Annotated in this window: 16 protein-coding genes; 15 read left to right on the top strand and 1 reads right to left on the bottom strand. The window is 69.1% G+C overall.

Features of this window, described 5'->3' with window-relative positions:
• Nucleotides 1-125: 125 nt before the first annotated feature.
• Nucleotides 126-1,007, top strand: coding sequence for a LysR family transcriptional regulator (locus DFR69_RS24215; RefSeq protein WP_244198433.1), 882 nt, complete (start codon nucleotides 126-128; stop codon nucleotides 1,005-1,007).
• Nucleotides 1,008-1,030: 23 nt separating this feature from the next.
• Here the strand turns inward: DFR69_RS24215 and DFR69_RS24210 are convergent, their stop codons facing one another.
• Nucleotides 1,031-1,912: an imine reductase family protein gene (locus DFR69_RS24210; RefSeq protein ID WP_110039924.1), complete on the bottom strand. Its 882-nt coding sequence runs from the start codon at nucleotides 1,910-1,912 to the stop codon at nucleotides 1,031-1,033.
• Nucleotides 1,913-2,017: 105 nt separating this feature from the next.
• On the opposite strand from DFR69_RS24210, the gene DFR69_RS24205 reads away from it, so the two are divergent.
• The 14 genes from DFR69_RS24205 (at nucleotide 2,018) to DFR69_RS24140 (ending at nucleotide 17,152) form a co-directional block, all read left to right on the top strand.
• Entirely contained in the window at nucleotides 2,018-2,371 is a 354-nt protein-coding gene (locus DFR69_RS24205; RefSeq protein ID WP_110039923.1) for a MerR family transcriptional regulator, read from the top strand.
• Nucleotides 2,372-2,528: 157 nt separating this feature from the next.
• Nucleotides 2,529-2,918 (top strand): Rv3143 family two-component system response regulator, encoded by a 390-nt coding sequence (locus DFR69_RS24200; protein WP_110040089.1) that lies wholly within the window; start codon nucleotides 2,529-2,531, stop codon nucleotides 2,916-2,918.
• 374 nt (nucleotides 2,919-3,292) lie between these two features.
• Complete coding sequence (locus DFR69_RS24195; protein ID WP_110039922.1) at nucleotides 3,293-3,673, top strand: NADH-quinone oxidoreductase subunit A; 381 nt, start codon at nucleotides 3,293-3,295, stop codon at nucleotides 3,671-3,673.
• Between the two features lie 10 nt (nucleotides 3,674-3,683).
• Nucleotides 3,684-4,238: a NuoB/complex I 20 kDa subunit family protein gene (locus DFR69_RS24190; RefSeq protein WP_067489943.1), complete on the top strand. Its 555-nt coding sequence runs from the start codon at nucleotides 3,684-3,686 to the stop codon at nucleotides 4,236-4,238.
• On the top strand, nucleotides 4,235-4,990 hold the full coding sequence (locus DFR69_RS24185) for an NADH-quinone oxidoreductase subunit C (RefSeq protein ID WP_186817297.1): 756 nt from the start codon (nucleotides 4,235-4,237) through the stop codon (nucleotides 4,988-4,990). The genes DFR69_RS24190 and DFR69_RS24185 overlap by 4 nt, the downstream gene beginning before the upstream one ends.
• Nucleotides 4,990-6,303, top strand: a complete 1,314-nt coding sequence (nuoD, locus tag DFR69_RS24180; protein WP_110039921.1) for an NADH dehydrogenase (quinone) subunit D — start codon at nucleotides 4,990-4,992, stop codon at nucleotides 6,301-6,303. The genes DFR69_RS24185 and nuoD overlap by 1 nt, the downstream gene beginning before the upstream one ends.
• Nucleotides 6,300-7,010, top strand: coding sequence for an NADH-quinone oxidoreductase subunit NuoE (gene nuoE / locus DFR69_RS24175; RefSeq protein ID WP_110039920.1), 711 nt, complete (start codon nucleotides 6,300-6,302; stop codon nucleotides 7,008-7,010). The genes nuoD and nuoE overlap by 4 nt, the downstream gene beginning before the upstream one ends.
• A 1-nt stretch (nucleotide 7,011) precedes the next feature.
• Nucleotides 7,012-8,337: an NADH-quinone oxidoreductase subunit NuoF gene (gene nuoF / locus DFR69_RS24170; protein ID WP_110039919.1), complete on the top strand. Its 1,326-nt coding sequence runs from the start codon at nucleotides 7,012-7,014 to the stop codon at nucleotides 8,335-8,337.
• Entirely contained in the window at nucleotides 8,334-10,793 is a 2,460-nt protein-coding gene (locus tag DFR69_RS24165) for an NADH-quinone oxidoreductase subunit G (protein WP_110039918.1), read from the top strand. The genes nuoF and DFR69_RS24165 overlap by 4 nt, the downstream gene beginning before the upstream one ends.
• Nucleotides 10,786-12,537: an NADH-quinone oxidoreductase subunit NuoH gene (gene nuoH, locus DFR69_RS24160; protein ID WP_110039917.1), complete on the top strand. Its 1,752-nt coding sequence runs from the start codon at nucleotides 10,786-10,788 to the stop codon at nucleotides 12,535-12,537. The genes DFR69_RS24165 and nuoH overlap by 8 nt, the downstream gene beginning before the upstream one ends.
• Nucleotides 12,534-13,349, top strand: coding sequence for an NADH-quinone oxidoreductase subunit J (locus DFR69_RS24155; protein WP_110039916.1), 816 nt, complete (start codon nucleotides 12,534-12,536; stop codon nucleotides 13,347-13,349). Before nuoH ends, DFR69_RS24155 begins: the two co-directional genes overlap by 4 nt.
• Nucleotides 13,346-13,645, top strand: a complete 300-nt coding sequence (gene nuoK, locus DFR69_RS24150; protein ID WP_110039915.1) for an NADH-quinone oxidoreductase subunit NuoK — start codon at nucleotides 13,346-13,348, stop codon at nucleotides 13,643-13,645. The genes DFR69_RS24155 and nuoK overlap by 4 nt, the downstream gene beginning before the upstream one ends.
• Nucleotide 13,646: 1 nt before the next feature.
• Nucleotides 13,647-15,533 carry an NADH-quinone oxidoreductase subunit L gene (nuoL, locus tag DFR69_RS24145; RefSeq protein ID WP_110039914.1) on the top strand — a complete coding sequence of 629 codons (1,887 nt, stop codon included), beginning with the start codon at nucleotides 13,647-13,649 and terminating at the stop codon, nucleotides 15,531-15,533.
• Complete coding sequence (locus DFR69_RS24140) at nucleotides 15,530-17,152, top strand: NADH-quinone oxidoreductase subunit M (protein ID WP_110039913.1); 1,623 nt, start codon at nucleotides 15,530-15,532, stop codon at nucleotides 17,150-17,152. The genes nuoL and DFR69_RS24140 overlap by 4 nt, the downstream gene beginning before the upstream one ends.
• Nucleotides 17,153-17,162 lie beyond the last annotated feature (10 nt).

Raw genomic sequence — 17,162 nt, 5'->3', positions numbered from 1 at the left:
GGTTCCTCCTGTGGAATCCGGTGTGCGCCTTGATGAATTACAGAATGCGGGCGATCCGGGTCACAAACAATGTGAATGTTTCTGGGAAAGCTCAACCGAAACGTTGAGTTTGCTACCGTCGGGTAATGGGCAGGGTGAGTGCGGGGCGGATGGAGACGTTCCTCGCGGTGGCCCGGCTCGGCAGCATCCGCCGGGCAGCCGCCCAGCTACACGTCACCGAGGCGGCGGTGTCGGCCGCGGTCGCCCACGTCGAGAAGCAGCTCGGCGCCAAGTTGATCACCCGATCGGGGCGCGGGATCGCGCTGACCGAGGCGGGCCGGGTCTACGCCGAATACTGCCGGGGGATCCTCGGTCTCATGAAGGAGGCGCACGCCGCGGTCCGCCAGGCCGAGGCGGGCAGGCTGCGGATCGGCGTGGTCGCCACCGCGGGGGAATCGGTGGTGCTGCGGCCCCTGGCCTCGTTCCGGCTGCGGTACCCCGACGTGGAGCTGAGCCTGTCGATCCAGCCGCGCGACGTGCTGTTCCTCGAACTACAGCATCATGAGACCGATCTCGTGATCGCGGGCCGCCCGCCGCACGAGGCCAATCTGGTGATCCAGGCCCGTCGCCCGAGCACCCTCGTCGTGGTCGGCACCCACGACGCGCACGATCCGCGCCACACCACCTGGCTACTGCGCGGCAACGGCTCGGGCACCAGGGAGGCCACCCTCGCGCTCATCGACCGGCTCCAGATCGACCCGCCCACCCTCACGCTCGGTTCCCACGGCGCGGTCATCGCCGCGGCCCGCGAGGGCCTCGGCATCACCCTCATCCACTCCGACGCGGTCGGCGAACACCTCGACTCGGGGGCCCTACGCACCCTCGATGTCCCCGGCACACCCCTCGACCGCGCCTGGCACGCCGTCACCACCCCCACCCCCACCCCGGCCACCCGCCTGTTCCTCGCCCACCTCATCGACCCGCTCGAAACCGGCACGGACGCCTTCCACGCCGCCATCGGCCCCTGACGACGTGGTCCAGCGCTGCGGGATCACCCTGGCTCCCGGTCGTGCGGATCGCCGTCCGGGCGAGGGGACGTCGCGATGACGTCGATCAGGCCGGCGAAGCTGTCCGCGCCGTGGCCGGCGGCGATGCCCCGGTGTGTGAGTGCCCTGATCAGGCGCGGGAGCTCGGTGTCGATGCCGCGTTCCTCGGCGGCCTCGACGAGGTGGTCCATCAGTGGTGCGTCGAGTTCGAGCCATTCCCCGTCGCCGGGATAGCGGCCGTTGTCGATCTGCTCGGCATAGTCGGTGACGACCGAGGTGATCGTGGCCGACATCCAGTGCGTCAGCAGCGGAGCCGTACCGGTGGCGCGCACTCCGGCGGTCCGCAGCAGTGCCGCGCTGTAGAGGTATCCGGTCAGCGTCGCCCAGGCGAAGTTCAGCATGGCCACGTCGTAGAGCGCTGCCGTGCCCGGATCGGGTCCCAGATAGGTGGCCCCACCGAGTTGCCCGAGCAGTCGTTCGTGGCGGGTGAACACCTCGTGCGATCCGCTGTACACCAGCATCGTCTCGGGCTTGCCCACGTGTTCGGGGTGCGCCATCAACGCGCCGTCGAGGTACCGTCCGCCGCGCGAGTCCACCCACGCGGCCAGCCGACGAGCCTGTGCTTCGGTGCCGGAGGTCACGTTCACCAGGTCGCCGGAGCCGAGGTACGGTTCCGCGCGTCCGAGGATTCGCACCGCGGCCTCGTAGTCCTCGACGCACACGATCATCAGCTCCGCGCCTTCCGCCGCCGTGCGCGATCCGTTGCCCGAATCCGGTTCCTCACCCCACCTGCTGACACTGTTCCGCTGCGCGAGGGCGTCGGCCAATGCCGCTGCCCGCACACCGGATCCGATCACCACCACCGAGGTTCCCGCGGGTCCGTTCATCGCTGTCCTTCTCTCCGCTCCGCCGCTCGACCACCGGGGTCGACGGCTCAGGTGCGGGTACGCTAAACCCTCACATCAATGTGAGAGTCAAGGGCGAGGACCGCGATGCGCATCAGTGAACTGTCGGCGAGAACGTCGGTGAGCCAACGGCTGCTGCGCTATTACGAGGAGCAGGGGCTGCTGACACCCCTGCGCGAGCCCAGCGGTTATCGGAACTACAGCGACACCGATGTCGAGCGCGTCCACCGGATCCGGGCGTTGCTGAGCGCCGGCCTGCCGACCGCCACCATCGCGCGCGTCCTGCCGTGCACGATCGATACCGGAACGGGACTCGCCGCGGCGTGCCCGGACCTGCTCGCCGATCTGCGTCGCGAACGAGCCAGGATCTCCGCCGCCATCGACGACCTCGCCCACGCGCGGCACGCGCTGGACTCCATCATCGCCGCGACCGATCCGTGAGGACTCGGCAGTGACCGCCCTAGTAGACCTGCCGGCGGCCGGCAGCTCGTCGACACGGTCCGCCGGAGTTCCTTGGCTCGCAGGCCAACCCACCGATCCGGCGAACCTGCCACGCTCGGCGCCCGCGCGGACGTACGATCCGAACGTGGCCGAATCGATGGGCTCCACCCCGCTGCGTGTGCTGGTCTACAGCAACGATGCCGACACCAGGCAACAGGTGATCCTGGCGCTGGGCCGTGAGCCGCGCGCGGATCTGCCTGAACTCGATTTCTTCGAGGTCGCCACGGCGCCCGTCGTCATCGAGCAGATGGACGCGGGCGGGATCGACCTCGCGATCCTCGACGGCGAGTCCGCGCCCGCAGGCGGCCTCGGCATCGCCAAGCAGCTCAAGGACGAGATCGACGAGTGCCCGCCGCTGGTCGTGCTGACCGGCAGGCCCGACGACGCCTGGCTCGCGAACTGGTCGCGCGCCGAGGCGGCCGTCTCGCACCCGATCGACCCCATGCAGCTCACCAACGCGGTCGCCGGCATCCTGCACGCGCGCTGATCCACGCCGTCGCGGCATCGTCCCACCCCCTCGGATAGTCCCGAGACGCTCATCTCTGTCCATCGCCACTGGTGACACCAGTGGTTTCCCGTCGTGCGCGGAATCCGGATTACCACCGGATCGCTCATGAATCGTCGTACCGAAATCGATCAAACCCGGTCCCGGAAACGCGCGGCGGACCCCGCCGACGGCGGTAGTCTGTGCTCTAGCTCACACGAGCGCGGGTTCAGATATAACGCTCCGTCATCGCCGCACAGCCTTGCGCGAGCCCCGTTACCAGGCGGACAACGTCGTCGGCCCGTCTCGCCGAAAGCTGCCGTCCGCGGCCGGGCCACACGGCTCGACCTGCTCCAGCGAGGAGGGGAAGTGCAGTCGTGAACATCGAGGTGCCCGCACTCGTACTCGGCGCCATCGCCGCGGCGTTCGCGGTGTTCTCCGTCATCATGGCGGCGCTCGTCGGCCCGAAGCGCAACAACCGGGCCAAGTTGGAACCCTACGAATGCGGTATCGAGCCGACACCGCACGCCGTCGCAGGTGGCCCGGGAAACACCGGGGGACAACGCTTTCCGGTGAAGTACTACCTCACGGCGATGCTGTTCATCATCTTCGACATCGAGATCGTGTTCCTCTACCCGTGGGCTGTGCACTTCGACGCACTCGGCCTCTTCGGGCTCGCCGCGATGGCGCTGTTCATCGTCAATGTGTCGGTCGCCTACGCCTACGAATGGCGGCGCGGCGGCCTCAGCTGGGAATGAGTGGGAAATAATGGGTCTCGAAGAGAAGCTGCCCAGCGGGTTCCTGCTGAGCACGGTCGAGGATTTCGCCGGCTATCTGCGCAAGGGCTCACTGTGGCCCGCGACGTTCGGGCTGGCCTGTTGCGCGATCGAGATGATGGCCACCGGCGCAGGGCGATTCGACATCGCCCGCTTCGGCATGGAGGCCTTCCGCGCCTCCCCGCGCCAGGCCGACCTGATGATCGTGGCAGGCCGCGTGAGCCAGAAGATGGCCCCGGTGCTGCGCCAGGTCTACGACCAGATGACCGAACCGAAATGGGTGCTGGCCATGGGTGTCTGCGCGTCCTCGGGCGGCATGTTCAACAACTACGCGATCGTGCAGGGCGTCGACCACGTCGTCCCGGTCGACATCTATCTGCCCGGCTGCCCGCCGCGGCCGGAGATGCTGCTCAACGCGATCCTCGCGCTGCACGCCAAGATCGCCGAGATGCCGATGGGCGTCAACCGTGAGGAGGCGATCCGCGCCGCCGAACAGGCCGCCCTCGCCAGCACCCCGACCATCCGGATGGAGGGCTTGCTGCGATGACGTTCGACGCACCCGACAACGCCGACAGCCCCGCCGGACAAGACATTCCGGACGAGACGCCCACCCCGGCGAAGCCACCTGCACCGCCCGAGGAGGAGGTGATCGGCACCCGGCGCGGCATGTTCGGCGTCACCGGCACCGGCGACACCTCCGGCTACGGCGGCCTGGTCACCCCCGTCGCCCTGCCGGCGGGCACGCCGCCGCCCTACGGCGGCTGGTTCGACGGCTTCGTCGGCACCCTGCGCGCCGCCCTCACCCACCGGGTCATCGCCTTCGACACCGTGATCGAGCGGATCGTCGTCTTCCGCGACGAGATCACCCTGCACGTGCGGCGCGAACACCTCGTCGAGGTGGCGAGCGCGCTGCGCGACGACTCCTCGCTGCGGTTCGAACTGTGCCTCGGCGTGAACGGCGTGCACTACCCCGATGAACAGGGCCGCGAACTGCACGCGGTGTATCACCTCATGTCGATCACCCACACCAGACGCATCCGGCTGGAAGTGTCGGCGCCCGATGCCGATCCGCACATCCCGTCGCTGTTCGCGGTCTACCCGACCACCGACTGGCACGAGCGCGAGACCTACGACTTCTTCGGCATCCTCTTCGACGGGCATCCCTCGCTCACCCGCATCACCATGCCCGACGACTGGCGCGGCCACCCGCAGCGCAAGGACTACCCGCTCGGCGGGATCCCGGTGGAGTACAAGGGCGCGCGGATACCGCCGCCCGACGAGCGGAGGGCCTACAGCTGATGACCGACACCGATTTCCGCCGCGACGAACCCCAGGTCGTCACCGTGGCGGGCCAGGACTGGGACCAGGTCAGCGAGGTGATCGAGGGCGGCGCCGAGGAACGCATCGTCGTCAACATGGGCCCGCAGCACCCGTCCACCCACGGCGTGCTGCGCCTGATCCTCGAGATCGAGGGCGAGACCGTCACCGAGGCCCGCTGCGGCATCGGCTACCTGCACACCGGCATCGAGAAGAACCTGGAGTTCCGCACCTGGACCCAGGGCGTCACCTTCGTGACCCGGATGGACTACCTGTCCCCCTTCTTCAACGAGACCGCCTACTGCCTCGGCGTGGAGAAACTGCTCGACATCACCGAGCAGATCCCCGAACGCGCCACGGTGGTGCGGGTGATGCTGATGGAGCTCAACCGCATCTCCTCGCACCTGGTCGCGCTGGCCACCGGCGGCATGGAACTGGGCGCGCTCACCCCGATGCTGTTCGGTTTCCGCGAACGCGAACTCATTCTCGACGTGTTCGAGACCATCACGGGACTGCGGATGAACCACGCCTTCATCCGTCCGGGCGGCCTCGCCCAGGACCTCCCCGACGACGGCGTCACCAAGGTCCGTGAACTGCTCGACATCATGCCGGGCCGGTTGCGCGACATGGAACACCTGCTCACCGCCAACCCGATCTGGAAGAAGCGCACCCAGGACATCGGCTACCTCGACCTCACCGGCTGCATGGCGCTCGGCATCACCGGTCCGGTCCTGCGCGCCACCGGATTGCCCCACGATCTGCGCAAGGCCGCACCCTACTGCGGCTACGAGAACTACGAATTCGACATCCCGACGACCACCGGCTGTGACTGCTACGGCCGCTACCTCATTCGCGTGGCGGAGATGCGGGAGTCGCTCAAGATCGTCGAGCAGTGCCTGGACCGGCTGCGTCCCGGGCCGGTGATGATCGACGACAAGAAGATCGCCTGGCCCGCCGACCTGCAGCTCGGCCCCGACGGGCTGGGCAACTCCCCTCAGCACATCGGCAAGATCATGGGCACCTCCATGGAATCGCTGATCCACCACTTCAAGATCGTCACCGAGGGCATCCGGGTCCCCGCGGGCCAGGTGTACGCGGCCGTGGAGTCCCCGCGCGGCGAGCTCGGCGTGCACATGGTCAGCGACGGCAGCACGCGCCCGTACCGGGTGCACTACCGCGATCCCTCGTTCACCAACCTGCAGGCGGTGGCCGCGATGTGCGAGGGCGGCATGGTCGCCGACGTCATCGCCTCGGTCGCCAGCATCGACCCCGTCATGGGCGGAGTAGACCGATGACCACGGAAAAGCCTTCCAGCACAGCGATCCTGCTCAACCTCACCACCCGGCCCGAGCCCTATCCGCCGCACATCCGGCAGCGGCTCGAGGTCGACGCCAAGGAGATCGTCAACCGCTACCCGCAGCCCCGGTCCGCACTGCTGCCGCTGCTGCACCTGGTACAGGCCGAGGACGGGTACGTCACCGGCACCGGGATCGACTTCTGCGCCGACCAGCTCGGGCTCACCGCCGCCGAGGTGACCGCCGTGGCCACCTTCTATTCGATGTACCGGCGCACCCCCACCGGCGACTACCACGTCGGCGTGTGCACCAACACACTGTGCGCGGTCCTCGGCGGCGACGCCATCTACGAGGCGCTGCAACAACATCTGGGTGTCGGGCACGGCGAAACCACCCCCGACGGTGCCATCACCCTCGAACACGTCGAATGCAACGCGGCCTGCGACTACGCGCCGGTGATGATGGTGAACTGGGAGTTCTTCGACAACCAGACCCCCGACTCGGCCCGCGCCATCACCGACGCCCTGCGCGCCGGTCACCAGGTGCGTCCGACGCGCGGCGCCCCGCTGTGCACCTTCCGGGAGACCGCGCGGATCCTGGCCGGGTTCCCCGACGAACGCCCCGGCGCGCTCGACGGCGCACCCGGCCCGGCCACGCTGGCCGGGCTCGACGCCGCGGCCGCGGACGACGCCGGACAGGGGGCCTGAGATGACCACCCTCACCCCGGTTCTCAGCGAACACTGGGCCCAGCCACGCTCCTGGACGCTTGACAGCTACCGGTCCACCGGCGGCTACGAAGGACTGCGCGCCGCGCTGCGCCTGTCCCCCGACGACGTGATCCAGACCGTCAAAGACGCGGGCCTGCGCGGCCGCGGCGGCGCGGGCTTCCCGACCGGCATGAAATGGTCGTTCATCCCGCAGGGGCCCGGCCCGGACGGCACGACGAAACCGCACTACCTCGTCGTCAACGCCGACGAGTCCGAACCCGGTACCTGCAAAGACATTCCGCTGATGCTGGCCACCCCGCACACCCTGATCGAGGGCGTGGTCATCGCGGCCTACGCGATCCGGGCGGCCACGGCGTTCATCTATGTCCGCGGCGAGGTCGTGCCCGTGCTGCGCCGCCTGCAGGCCGCCGTCGCCGAGGCGTACGCGGCCGGCTATCTCGGCACGAACATCCTCGGCTCCGGATTCGACCTGGAACTCATCGTGCACGCGGGCGCGGGCGCCTACATCTGCGGCGAGGAGACCGCGCTGCTCGACTCGCTCGAGGGCAGGCGCGGACAGCCACGCCTGCGGCCGCCGTTCCCGGCCGTGGCCGGTCTGTACGCGTGCCCGACCGTGGTCAACAATGTCGAATCCATCGCCAGCGTGCCGTCGATCCTGCGCCGCGGCACCGAATGGTTCCGCTCGATGGGCAGTGAGAAGTCACCCGGCTTCACCCTGTACTCGCTGTCGGGGCACGTCGCCCGGCCCGGCCAGTACGAGGCGCCCCTTGGCATCACCCTGCGCGAACTGCTCGGCTACGCCGGCGGAATCCGGGCAGGCCACACCCTCAAGTTCTGGACGCCCGGTGGTTCGTCCACGCCGATCTTCACCGACGAACACCTCGACACCGCCCTCGACTACGAAGGTGTCGCCGCCGCCGGATCCATGCTCGGCACCAAGGCACTGCAGATCTTCGACGACACCACCTGCGTCGTGCGGGCCGTGCTGCGCTGGACCGAGTTCTACGCCCACGAATCCTGCGGCAAGTGCACACCCTGCCGCGAAGGCACCTACTGGCTGGTGCAGCTGCTGCGCCGGCTCGAAGCGGGTCAGGGCACCGAGGCCGACCTCGACAAGGTCGCCGACATCGCCGACAACATCAACGGCAAATCCTTCTGCGCGCTCGGTGACGGCGCGGCGAGCCCGATCTTCTCCTCGCTGAAGTACTTCCGTGAGGAATACCTCGAGCATCAGCGTCGCGGCGGCTGCCCGTTCGATCCGAGCCGCGCCACGGTATGGGCCGACGCAGGGAAAGAGGACCGATGACCGCGATAGCGCCTGGCAACAGCAGCGGAGTCGTGCCCGCGGATCTGGTGAGCGTCACCATCGACGACACCACGGTCCAGGTTCCCGCGGGCACCCTGCTCATCCGTGCCGCCGAACTGATCGGCGTGCAGATCCCGCGCTTCTGCGACCACCCCCTGCTCGATCCGGTGGGCGCCTGCCGCCAATGTCTGGTCGAGGTGGAAGGGCAGCGAAAGCCCGTCGCCTCCTGCACGATTCCGGTCACCGACGGCATGGTCGTGCGCACCCAGCTCAGTTCCCCGGTCGCCGAGAAGGCCCAGCGCGGGGTCATGGAACTACTGCTCATCAACCACCCCCTGGACTGCCCGGTCTGTGACAAGGGCGGCGAATGCCCCCTGCAGAACCAGGCGATGTCCACCGGCAGCGCCGAATCCCGCTTCGACGGCGAGAAGCGCACCTACCCGAAGCCGATCCCGCTGTCCTCGGCCGTGCTGCTCGACCGGGAACGCTGCGTGCTGTGCGCGCGGTGCACCCGCTTCTCGCAGCAGGTCGCCGGCGATCCGTTCATCGAACTGATGGATCGTGGTGCGCTGCAACAGGTCGGCACCGCCCAGGCCGAGCCGCTGGACTCCTATTTCTCCGGCAACACCGTGCAGATCTGTCCCGTGGGCGCCCTCACCGGCACCTCCTACCGGTTCCGTGCCCGCCCCTTCGACCTGGTGTCCACGCCGAGCGTGTGCGAGCACTGCGCCTCCGGTTGCGCCCAGCGCACCGACCACCGGCGCGGCAAGGTGCTGCGCCGCTTGGCCGGTGACGACCCGCAGGTCAACGAGGAATGGAATTGCGACAAGGGCCGCTGGGCCTTCGCCTACGCCACCGAACGCGACCGCCTCACCACTCCGCTGGTGCGCGGCTGGGACGGCGTGCTCGCCCCCGCCTCCTGGAACGAAGCTCTCGCCGCCGCAGCGACCGGCCTGCGGGCCGCCATCGGCAACGCGGGCGTGCTCGTCGGCGGCCGCGTCACCGAGGAAGAGGCCTACGCCTACGGCAAGTTCGCGCGCATGGTGCTCGCCACCAACGACATCGACTTCCGCAGCCGCCTCCACTCCGAAGAGGAGGAACGCTTCCTCGCCGCCCGCGTCGCAGGCCACGGCATGCGGGTCGACTATGCCGCGCTCACCGCCGCACCGGTCGTGCTGCTCGTCGGTTTCGAGCCGGAAGAGGAATCGCCGATCGTCTACCTGCGCCTGCGCAAGGCCGTGCGCACCCGTGGCCTGCGAGTCGTCGCGCTGGCACCGTTCGCCTCCCGCGGACTCGAACGCCTCTCGGGCGCGCTCATCCAGACCCCGCCCTGCGGGGAAGCCGATGTCCTCGACGCCATCGCGGCCGAGAACTCCACCGAGGCCACCGAACTCAGGGCGCTGCTGCGCACCCCCGGCGCGGTCGTCCTGGCGGGTGAACGGCTCGCGGGCAGCCCCGGCGCGCTGTCGGCCGTGGCCCGCCTCGCCGACCGCACGGGCGCCGAACTGGCCTGGATCCCGCGGCGCGCGGGCGAACGCGGCGCACTCGAAGCGGGCGCCCTGCCCAGCCTGCTGCCCGGCGGCCGTCCCGTCATCGATCCCGCGGCGCGCCAACAGGTTCGCCACCGCTGGCAATCGGACGAACTGCCCGTCACCCTGGGCCGAGACACCGCGGGCATCCTCGGCAGCGCCGCGCAACTGGGCGCACTCGTGATCGGCGGCGTCGACCCGGACGACCTGCCCGATCCGGCGGCGGCCGTCGCCGCCATCGACGCCGCCCGTTTCGTGGTGAGTCTCGAACTGCGCCACAGCGCCGTCACCGAACGCGCCGACGTCGTGTTCCCGGTCGCGCCGGTCACAGAGAAATCCGGCACCTTCCGCACCTGGGAGGGCAGGCCCCGCCCGTTCGCCGCCGCACCGCTGGACACCACCCGCCGCGTCGCCGCACCCCTGTCGGACCTGCGCGTCCTGCACGCGCTCGCCGCCGAGATGGGCGAACCGATCAACCTGCCCGACGCCGCGGCCGCCCGCGCCGAACTCGACACCCTCGGCGCGTGGACCGGCGAACCGATCTCCACACCCGAACACACCAGCCAGACACGGCCCGTCCCCGGACCTGGCACCGCGGTCCTGGCCGGCTGGCGCATGCTACTCGACGCGGGCCGTATGCAGGACGGCGAACCCCACCTCGCCGGAATCGCGCGCCCGCCGGTGGCCCGGCTCTCGGCCGCGACCGCCGCCGAGATCGAGGCGGGCGAAGCCGACCGCATCGTCGTCTCCACCGACCGCGGCGAGATCACGGTGCCGCTGATGATCACCGACCTGCCCGACCGGGTCGTGTGGCTGCCGCTGTACTCGACCGGCTGCACGGTCGCCGCCACCCTCGGCGTGACGCCCGGCGCCGTGGTGCGCCTGCGCCGGGCCGACGACAGGATGAAGGAACACCGCCATGAGTGAATCCGTATTCGGCACCGATCCGCTCTGGCTGGTGGTGCTCAAGGCGCTCGGTGTGTTCGTGTACCTGATGCTGGTACCGCTCATCGCGGTCTATGCCGAGCGCAAGGTCGTCGCCTGGATGCAGATGCGCGTCGGCCCCAACCGCATCGGCCCCGGCGGCATGTTCCAGTCCATCGCCGACGGCGTGAAGATGGCGCTCAAGGAAGACATCATCCCGGCGATCGTGGACAAGCCGATCTTCGTGCTGGCCCCGATCATCTCGGTGATCCCGGCGTTCATGGCGTTCGCGGTGATCCCGTTCGGTCCCGAGGTGTCGATCCTCGGCCACACCACCGCGCTGCAGCTCACCGACATGCCGGTCGCGGTGCTCTACATCCTCGCCATCACCTCCATCGGCGTCTACGGCATCGTGCTCGCCGGTTGGTCGTCGGGCTCGACCTACCCGCTGCTGGGTGGGCTGCGCTCGACGGCGCAGGTGATCTCGTACGAGATCGCGATGGCCCTGACCTTCGCGACGGTGTTCCTGCTCTCGGGCACCATGGCGACCTCCGGGATCGTCACCGCGCAGGAGGGCACCTGGTACGTCTTCCTGCTGCTGCCCTCGTTCCTCATCTACTGCGTCGCCATGGTGGGCGAGACCAACCGGGCGCCGTTCGACCTGCCCGAAGCCGAAGGCGAACTGGTCGGCGGCTTCCACACCGAGTACTCCTCGCTCAAGTTCGCCATGTTCATGCTCGCCGAATACGTCAACATGGCGACGGTCTCGGCGCTGGCCACGACGCTGTTCCTCGGCGGCTGGCGCGCGCCGTTCCCGATCAGCCTCTGGGCGGGCGCCAATTCCGGCTGGTGGCCCCTGCTGTGGTTCACCCTCAAGGTCTGGACGTTCCTGTTCGTCTTCGTCTGGCTGCGCGGCACCCTGCCGCGACTGCGCTACGACCAGTTCATGAACCTGGGCTGGAAACTGCTGATCCCCACCTCGCTGGTGTGGGTGATGATCGTGGCCACCGCCCGCGTGCTCGACATCGAGGGCATCCCGGGCAAGAACGCGATCCTGGTGGGCGTCGGCCTGGCCATCACCGTGGCGATGATCGCGATGTTCCTGCGCGCCGGCCGGGCGAAGGGCCTGCCGCCGTTGCCGGAGGAACCCACGAAATCGCCGGTGTTCCTGGGCTTCCCGGTGCCGCCGATGCCTGCGCGGACCGACGCCGAACCCGAACCGGGCCTGTTCGACCCGCTCGCCGGATTCGCGGTCACCGCGGCGACCATGTTCAAGAAGCCCAACACCGAGTTCTATCCCGAACAGAAGGTGCCGACCGCGCCCCGCTACCACGGCCGCCACCAACTCAACCGGTACGCCGACGGGCTCGAGAAGTGCATCGGCTGCGAACTGTGCGCCTGGGCCTGCCCCGCCGACGCGATCTTCGTCGAAGGCGCCGACAACACCGAGGACGAACGCTTCTCCCCCGGTGAACGCTACGGCCGCGTCTACCAGATCAACTACCTGCGCTGCATCGGCTGCGGCCTGTGCATCGAGGCGTGCCCGACCCGCGCGCTGACCATGACCAACGACTACGAGCTCACCGACGACAACCGCGCCGACCTCATCTACGAGAAGGACCGCCTGCTCGCCCCGCTCGCCGAGGGCATGACGCCCCCGCCGCACGCCATGGCGCCCGGCACCGACGAGGCCGACTACTACCTGGGCCGCGTCCAGCCCACCACGTCGGAGGAGGTGCTGCGATGACCACCCTGCTCGCCGCCGACATCCCCAGCACCGCCACCGGCGAGGCCGTGCTGTTCTGGGTCCTGGCACCCATCGCGGTCCTCGGCGCCCTCGGGATGGTGACCGCCGCCAAGGCCGTGCACTCGGCACTGTGCCTGGCCGCCACCATGATCGCGCTCGCCGTGTTCTACATCGCCCAGGGCGCGCTGTTCCTCGGTGTCGTCCAGATCGTCGTCTACACCGGCGCGGTCATGATGCTGTTCCTGTTCGTGCTGATGCTCGTCGGCGTCGACTCCGCCGAATCGCTGCGGGAGACGTTGCGCGGCCAGCGCATCGCTGCCGCCGTCGTCGGTGTCGGGTTCGGGCTGCTGCTCATCGGCGGGATCGGCGCGGCCCTGCGCGACAGTGCGACCGCCTACCCCGCCACCGGTTTCGGTGGTCGTGATGTCATCGCCGAACTGGCCGAGCTCATCTTCCTGCGCTACGTCTGGGCCTTCGAGCTGACCGGCGCGCTGCTCATCACCGCCACCATCGGCGCCATGGTGCTGGCCCACCGCGAGCAGTTCACGCCGCGGCGCGGTCAGCGCGAGATGTCGCGCGACCGCTTCCGCACCGCGGGCGAACGCGCCACCCCGCTCCCCACTCCCGGCGTGTACGCCAGGCACAACGCCGTGGACAGCCCCGCCCAACTCCCCGACGGCAGCTTCGCCGAACTGTCGGTGAGCACGATCCTGCGTCACCGCCGCACCCGCGCGCACACCGAAGCCGCCGCGCTCTCGGTCGGCGCGGGCAGCGACGTCACCCCGACGGCCGACGAGGAAGGCACCCGGTGAACCCCGAGAACTATCTGTTCCTGTCCGCGCTGTTGTTCACCATCGGCGCCGCGGGAGTGCTGTTGCGCCGCAACGCCATCGTGGTGTTCATGTGCATCGAGCTGATGCTCAACGCGGTGAACCTGGCCTTCGTCACCTTCGCCCGCCTGCACAGCAACCTCGACGGTCAGGTGATCGCGTTCTTCACCATGGTCGTCGCGGCCGCCGAGGTCGTCGTCGGCCTGGCCATCATCATGACGATCTTCCGTGCCCGCCGCTCGACCTCGGTCGACGACGCCAACCTGCTGAAGTTCTGACATGGGTACCGCGACACTGTGGCTGCTGCCCGCCCTCCCCTTGGCGGGCGCGATCGTGCTGCTCCTGCTCGGGCATCGCGCCGACCGCTGGGGCGCCTACCTCGGCACCGCCGCCGCGCTGGCGTCGTTCGTCGTCGCCGCGATCGCCTTCGCCGGCATGCTCGGCCGCGCCGACGCCGACCGCGCGATCCATCACGAGCTGTTCCGCTGGGTGCCCACCGGTGACCTGCAGGTCGGGTTCGGCCTGCAGCTCGACCAACTCTCGATCTGTTTCGCCCTGCTGATCACCGGCGTCGGCTCGCTGATCCACCTCTATTCGATCGGCTACATGAGCCACGACCCGGGCAGGCGCCGCTTCTTCGGCTACCTCAACCTGTTCCTGGCCGCCATGCTCGTGCTCGTCCTGGCCGACAACTTCCTGGTGCTCTACCTCGGCTGGGAAGGGGTCGGTCTGGCGTCCTACCTGCTGATCGGTTTCTGGTACGAGAAGCCGTCCGCGGCGACGGCTGCCAAGAAGGCGTTCATCGTCAACCGGGTCGGTGACATGGGCTTGGCGATCGCCATGATGACGATGTTCGCCGCCTTCGGCTCCTTCGACTTCCGCACCGTGTTCGCGGCGACGCCGGGCGCGAGCGAGGGCACGCTCACCGCCATCGGCTTGCTGCTGCTGCTCGCGGCCTGCGGTAAGTCCGCGCAGGTGCCGCTGCAGTCCTGGCTCGGCGACGCGATGGAAGGCCCCACCCCGGTCTCGGCGCTCATCCACGCCGCCACCATGGTCACCGCGGGCGTGTACCTGATCGCGCGCGCCAACCCGATCTACGACCTCGCCCCGAACGCGCAGGCCGCGGTGATGGCCGTCGGCGCGGTGACCCTGCTGTTCGGCGCGATCGTCGGCTGCGCCAAGGACGACATCAAGAAGGCCCTCGCCGCCTCGACCATGAGCCAGATCGGCTACATGATCCTGGCCGTCGGCCTCGGCCCCGCCGGCTACGCCTTCGCGATCATGCATCTGCTCACCCACGGCTTCTTCAAGGCCGGCCTGTTCCTGGGCGCGGGGTCGGTGATGCACGCGATGAACGACGAGACCGACATGCGCCGCTACGGCGGTCTGCGCAAGCTGTTGCCGATCACGTTCGTCACCTTCGGTCTCGGTTACCTGGCGATCATCGGCGTTCCGCCCTTCTCCGGCTTCTTCTCCAAGGACAAGATCATCGAGGTCGCCTTCGATCACGGCGGCACGGTCGGCATCCTGCTGGGCGCGGTCACGCTCGTCGGCGCCGCGCTCACCGCCTTCTACATGACCCGCGTCATGCTGATGACGTTCTTCGGCGAGCGACGCTGGCAGCCCGACACCCACCCGCACGAGGCGCCCGCGGTGATGACCGGGCCGATGATCCTGCTCGCGTTCGGTTCGGTGTTCGCCGGTGGCCTGTTCGTCTGGGGCTCGGCGCTGCAGAACTGGCTCGAACCCGTGGTCGGCTCCCATCACGCCGAACCCGTCGTGCCCGCCGGAGTGGTGACCGGGCTGGCGCTGACCGCCGTCGCGATCGGCGTGGCGGTGGCCTACCGCAAGTACGCGGAGAGTCCGGTCCCCGAGTCCGCGCCCGAGCCGGTCACGGTGTTCACCACGGCGGCCCGCAAGGACCTCTACGGCGACGCGATCAACGAGGCCGTGTTCGAACGACCGGGCCGGCACCTCACCCGGGCGCTGGTGTTCCTCGACGCCCGCGGTGTCGACGGCATCGTCAACGGCACGGCCGCCGGGATCGGCGGACTCTCGGCGCGGATCCGGCGGGTACAGACCGGGTTCGTGCGCTCCTATGCCCTGTCCATGTTCACCGGCGCGGCCCTGGTGGCCGCTGCCCTGCTGGCGGTGAGGTTCTGGTGAACTCGTTTCCCTGGCTGACGACGCTCTGGCTCGCCCCCGCGATCGGCGCGGTCGCGGTACTCGCCGTGCCGGCCGCGCGGCGGAATGTGGCGCGCGCGTTGGCGTTCGCGGTGTCGATCGGCGTGCTCGCGCTCGCCGTCACCCTGGCGGTGCGGTTCCAGCCGGGCGGCGCGCAATACCAATTCGTCGAGGAACACGAGTGGATCCCGGCGTTCGGCGTCGGCTACACCCTGGGTCTGGACGGCATCGCCACCGCGCTGGTCCTGTTGACGGCCGTGCTGCTGCCGTTGCTGATCCTGGCGGGCTGGAACGACGACCGCGCCGCGGGCGAGGGCCGCAAGACCGCGCACATCTACCTGGCGCTGATGCTGCTGGTCGAGTCGATGGTGCTGATCTCGTTCCTGGCACTCGACATCCTGCTGTTCTACGTGTTCTTCGAAGCGATGCTCATCCCGATGTACTTCCTCATCGGCGGCTTCGGGCCACGCACCAGCGACGCCGCCGTGCGCGCGCAACGTTCCCGCGCCGCGGTGAAGTTCCTGCTGTACAACCTGTTCGGCGGGCTCATCATGCTGGCCGCGGTGATCGGCCTCTACGTGCTCACCGCGCAGGCCGGGCTCGGCGAGGGCTCGGCGGGCACCTTCGACCTGCGGACCGTGGTCACCGCCGCCAACAACGGGCAACTCGGCGGCAGCACCGCCGTGATCAACGCGCTGTTCCTCGGCTTCCTGTTCGCCTTCGCCGTGAAGGCGCCGCTGTGGCCGCTGCACACCTGGCTGCCCGACGCCGCGGTCTCGGCGACACCGTCGGGCGCGGTGCTGATGATGGCGGTGGTCGACAAGGTCGGCACCTTCGGCATGCTCCGCTACTGTCTGCTGCTGTTCCCGCTCGCCTCGGACACGTTCGCGCCGTTGGTGATCACCCTGGCCGTGATCGGCATCCTCTACGGCGCGCTGCTGGCGATCGGGCAGACCGACGTGATGCGCCTGATCGCCTACACCTCCATCTCGCACTTCGGGTTCATCATCCTGGGCATCTTCGCGATGACCACCCAGGCGCAGTCCGGGGCGACGCTCTACATGGTCAACCACGGCCTGTCCACGGCCGCGCTGTTCCTCATCGCCGGATTCCTCGTCTCGCGCCGCGGCACCAGGATGATCGCCGATTTCGGTGGGGTGCAGAAGGTGGCGCCGGTGCTGGCCGGAACGTTCTTCATCGCAGGCCTGGCGACCCTGTCCCTGCCCGGGCTCGCTCCGTTCGTCAGCGAATTCCTGGTCCTGGTCGGCACTTTCGGCAAGTACAAGGTCGCCGCCGTCCTCGCGACGGGCGCGCTGGTGCTGGCCGCGATCTACGTGCTGTGGATGTACCAGCGGATGATGACCGGCCCACTGAAGCAGGGCAACGAGAACCTGCGCGATCTGGTCCCGCGCGAACTCGCCGTCGTGGTGCCGCTGCTGGTCGCCCTGCTGGTTCTCGGCTTCTACCCGAAACCGGTGCTGGACATGGTCGATCCCGCGGTGGGACACACCCTGTCCACGATCGGTAAGCACGATCCCGCTCCGACGGTCCCCGCTCCCGAAGCGGGCGCGGCCACCCCGCCCGTGGGCGGACACAAATGAGGACGGACAC

This window comes from Nocardia neocaledoniensis (assembly GCF_003182135.1).
GTDB classification, from domain to species: Bacteria; Actinomycetota; Actinomycetes; order Mycobacteriales; family Mycobacteriaceae; genus Nocardia; species Nocardia neocaledoniensis.
This window is presented reverse-complemented; position numbering and strand designations above follow the sequence as displayed.

Bases quoted from the DNA above. Each gene is read 5' to 3' on its own strand.
- nuoD (WP_110039921.1), top strand. From the start codon at position 4,990: ATGACCGACACCGATTTCCGCCGCGACGAACCCCAGGTCGTCACCGTG.
- DFR69_RS24155 (WP_110039916.1), top strand. From the start codon at position 12,534: ATGACCACCCTGCTCGCCGCCGACATCCCCAGCACCGCCACCGGCGAG.
- DFR69_RS24190 (WP_067489943.1), top strand. From the start codon at position 3,684: ATGGGTCTCGAAGAGAAGCTGCCCAGCGGGTTCCTGCTGAGCACGGTC.
- DFR69_RS24185 (WP_186817297.1), top strand. From the start codon at position 4,235: ATGACGTTCGACGCACCCGACAACGCCGACAGCCCCGCCGGACAAGAC.
- DFR69_RS24205 (WP_110039923.1), top strand. From the start codon at position 2,018: ATGCGCATCAGTGAACTGTCGGCGAGAACGTCGGTGAGCCAACGGCTG.
- nuoE (WP_110039920.1), top strand. From the start codon at position 6,300: ATGACCACGGAAAAGCCTTCCAGCACAGCGATCCTGCTCAACCTCACC.
- DFR69_RS24210 (WP_110039924.1), bottom strand. From the start codon at position 1,912: ATGAACGGACCCGCGGGAACCTCGGTGGTGGTGATCGGATCCGGTGTG.
- DFR69_RS24165 (WP_110039918.1), top strand. From the start codon at position 8,334: ATGACCGCGATAGCGCCTGGCAACAGCAGCGGAGTCGTGCCCGCGGAT.
- DFR69_RS24215 (WP_244198433.1), top strand. From the start codon at position 126: ATGGGCAGGGTGAGTGCGGGGCGGATGGAGACGTTCCTCGCGGTGGCC.
- DFR69_RS24200 (WP_110040089.1), top strand. From the start codon at position 2,529: ATGGGCTCCACCCCGCTGCGTGTGCTGGTCTACAGCAACGATGCCGAC.
- nuoH (WP_110039917.1), top strand. From the start codon at position 10,786: ATGAGTGAATCCGTATTCGGCACCGATCCGCTCTGGCTGGTGGTGCTC.
- nuoL (WP_110039914.1), top strand. From the start codon at position 13,647: ATGGGTACCGCGACACTGTGGCTGCTGCCCGCCCTCCCCTTGGCGGGC.
- nuoF (WP_110039919.1), top strand. From the start codon at position 7,012: ATGACCACCCTCACCCCGGTTCTCAGCGAACACTGGGCCCAGCCACGC.